This is a genomic window from Thiohalocapsa sp., assembly GCF_019695415.1.
Lineage (GTDB): Bacteria > Pseudomonadota > Gammaproteobacteria > Chromatiales > Chromatiaceae > Thiohalocapsa.
The window spans coordinates 1-3050 of record NZ_JAIFKJ010000378.1; the positions used below are offsets into that span (position 1 = coordinate 1).

Genomic DNA, 3050 nt, shown 5'->3' on the forward strand with positions numbered 1-3050 from the left:
TCCGCTATGCCAAGTCCCACGGCAAGCGGGTGTTCATCGCCATGAACACCTATCCGCGCCCGGACGGCTTCCCGCGCTTCGAGCAAGCGGTGGACCAGGCGGCGGAGCTGGGCGTGGATGCCCTCATCTGCGCCGATATCGGTGTGCTGGACTATGCCGCCCGCCGACAGCCCAAGCTCAATCTGCATCTGTCCGTGCAGGGCTCGGCGACAAATTATGAGGCGCTGCGCTGGTATCACGAGCACTTCGGCATCAAGCGCGCCGTGCTGCCGCGGGTGTTGTCCATCTCCCAGGTACAGCATGTCATCGAGCAGAGTCCGGTGGAGATCGAGGTCTTCGGCTTCGGCAGCCTGTGCGTGATGGTGGAGGGGCGCTGCATCCTGTCCTCCTATGCCACCGGGCGCTCGCCGAACACCTACGGCGCCTGCTCGCCGGCGAGCCACGTGGAATGGATCGAGACCGACTCCGGGCTCGATACCCGCCTCGGCGGCGTGCTGATCCAGCGCCATGCCAAGGGCGAGAACGTCGGCTACCCGACCCTATGCAAGGGCACCTACCGCGCCGACGGCCACACCTACCACGCCATCGAGGATCCGGTGAGCCTGAACGCCATGGAGCTGCTGCCGGAGCTGGCGGCAGCCGGTGTCGCAGCGGTCAAGATCGAGGGCCGCCAGCGCAGTCCCGTCTACGTCAAGCAGGTGACCCGGGTCTGGCGCGAGGCGCTGGACGCCTTCGCCCGCAGCCCGAGCGACTTCGTCCCGCAGCCCGAGTGGACCGCCGAGCTGGCCAAGGTCTCGGAGGGTGCACAGACCACGCTTGGGCCTTATCACCGCCCCTGGCAATGATCCGCCGCCCTTGGTCGGAGAGATGCTCGCGAGGCCTGTCGGGCTTCGCTGTCGCTCAGTACCGACCTAGACCAACCACGTCATCGACGAGTTACCGAGCAAGCACATGACCGCACCCGCCGCCCCGCGCCTCTCCCTTGGCCCTATCCCCTATTACTGGCCCAAGGAGCGGGTGGACGAGTTCTACGCCATGGCTGCGGACAGCTCAGCGGACATCGTCTATTTGGGCGAAACCATCTGTGCCAAGCGCAGCCAAGTGCGCTTCGAGGACTGGCTCGCCATTGCTGAGCGCCTTCAGGCGGCCGGCAAGGAAGTGGTGCTCTCGACGCTGGCGCTGCTGGAGGCGGAATCGGAGCTGAAGCGTCTGCGGGCCATCTGTGCGCAGGACGACTACCTGGTGGAGGCCAACGACCTGGGCGCCGTACAGCTGCTGCGGGGACGTCCCTTCGCCGTTGGCCACAGCGTGAATGTTTACAACCACCGCACGCTGGCGCTGCTCGCCGAAGACGGGTGCAAGCGTTGGGTACTGCCGGTGGAGCTGACGCGTGAGGCGCTGGCAGAGATGCAGCGACTGCGCCCGGTGGGCGTCGAGACCGAGGTCTTTGCCTACGGCCGTCTGCCACTCGCCTACTCAGCGCGCTGCTTCACGGCCCGTGCTCGGGAGCTGCCCAAGGATGACTGCCGGGACGCCTGCATTGCGCATCCCGACGGCATGGTGGTTGAGACGCAGGACGACAATCGGTTTCTGGCGCTCAATGGTATTCAGACCCAGTCTGCGCGCAGCATGAACCTCCTGCCGGCGCTGGAAGAGCTGCGGGGGCTCGGCGTCGATATCCTGCGCATCAGCCCACAGTCCGAGGGTACCGGCGAGGTCATCGACATCTTTCGACGCGTGCTCAATGGCGAGTTGACGCCCGCCGCCTCCGCCGAGCTGCTGGCCGCGCTGATGCCCACCGGCCCCTGCGATGGGTACTGGCACGGCGCTGCCGGCATGGATGCCCTCGCCGCCGCCTGAATTTCGCGCCCGTGGCAGCGGCGTCCCCGCCGCGATAGGGGTCAGACTCAGGCGCGCTATGCGCCGAACCGACTCAGCAGCTCCGTCGCGCGGTTCATCACGTCCAACAGCGGGCCGACGCGCCCCTCCAGCTCGATGCTGTCCAACAGGTTCTTGGCGTAAAGGCCGAGCTCCGTGTCGCCGCCGAGCCGCAGCCGCCGGTTGAAGAAGAGCGTGTCCGGGTCTTCCCGGCGGGTTGCGAGCAGCAGGAACTCGAAAGTGTTGCCCTCGATGCTGAGGTCATCCGGCGCACCCCGGCGTGCCGCCTCAAGGCGGCCCTGGCGCAGGGTCAGCCGATAGTCGAGGCGGGCGTCCTCGACGCTGATCCGCATCACCTTATGGTCCAAGAAGTCCAGCTCGCCCTCAGCAAGCTCCGGCTTGAAGACACGGTTCAGGATCTGTGCGAGCACAGCGCTGTTTAGGCGCCGCGGGATGAGCCCGAGCGGCAGCGTCAGCAGCGTTGGCAGCCGAGGTGAGTGGAACGAATCTGTGCGTGCAGACATGCGGGAATCTGGAGCCATGGCGGCGTGCGCTGGAGGCGCCGCAAGCAGGCGGTGTTGGCGTCGGTGCCGCGCGGTTGCGGGTCAGGCGGCGGAAATCATGCCTTGGGGGCGCAGCGCGTCGATCTCTTTGCGAAACTCCGTCCGTAGGCGCTGCCACTCCATGACGAACCAGGGGGTAACACGATCAGGCTCCGTCGTGATGAGCCGGTCCACGTCGGCGCTCGGCATCCAGCGCCAGGCTGCGATCTCGCTCGGGTTGACATCGATGCGCACCGGCGCCGGCACCTTCCCGACGAAGACCGAGCAAAGCTCATGCTCCGAGCCCGCGTCGCCGAAGACGGCTTGGTACTTGAAGCGATAGAGGAACTTGAGGTCCACATCCACCGCCAGCTCCTCGCGCAGACGCCGATGGACTGCCTGCTCGTACGTCTCGCCCTTGCGCGGATGGCTGCAACAGCTGTTGGACCAATACAGGGGCCAGAGTGGTTTTTTGCCGCTGCGCTGCTGCAGCAGCACTTCGTCGTTCTCGGTGAAGAGAAAAATCGAGAAAGCCCGGTGCAGTAGGCCGTCACCGAGGTGGGCATTGACCTTGGTCTCGTAGCCAGTGACGTTGTCGTCGCCGTCGACGAGGATCAGGGGCTCGTTGTC

The 3050-nt window shown here is 66.1% G+C and carries 4 protein-coding genes; 2 read left to right on the forward strand and 2 right to left on the reverse strand.

Annotated features, from left to right (window positions below):
- Together I6U14_RS10835 and I6U14_RS10840 are read left to right on the forward strand one after the other, a co-directional pair.
- A partial coding sequence (locus I6U14_RS10835) for a peptidase U32 family protein (RefSeq protein WP_296899236.1) occupies positions 1-845 on the forward strand: 845 nt, incomplete at its 5' end.
- 106 nt (positions 846-951) lie between these two features.
- The gene (locus I6U14_RS10840; protein WP_296899238.1) at positions 952-1860 is read left to right on the forward strand and encodes a U32 family peptidase; all 909 of its coding nucleotides are present in this window, start codon (positions 952-954) and stop codon (positions 1858-1860) included.
- A gap of 56 nt (positions 1861-1916) precedes the next feature.
- Here I6U14_RS10840 and I6U14_RS10845 read toward each other — a convergent pair whose 3' ends face one another.
- Together I6U14_RS10845 and idi are read right to left on the reverse strand one after the other, a co-directional pair.
- Positions 1917-2402, reverse strand: coding sequence for an SCP2 sterol-binding domain-containing protein (locus I6U14_RS10845; RefSeq protein WP_296899240.1), 486 nt, complete (start codon positions 2400-2402; stop codon positions 1917-1919).
- A gap of 81 nt (positions 2403-2483) precedes the next feature.
- Positions 2484-3050 (reverse strand): isopentenyl-diphosphate Delta-isomerase (gene idi / locus I6U14_RS10850; RefSeq protein ID WP_296899242.1); only part of this gene is annotated, 567 nt, incomplete at its 5' end.

Excerpts from the sequence above, each read along its gene's own strand:
- I6U14_RS10840 (WP_296899238.1), top strand. The coding sequence starts at position 952 with ATGACCGCACCCGCCGCCCCGCGCCTCTCCCTTGGCCCTATCCCCTAT.
- I6U14_RS10845 (WP_296899240.1), bottom strand. The coding sequence starts at position 2,402 with ATGTCTGCACGCACAGATTCGTTCCACTCACCTCGGCTGCCAACGCTG.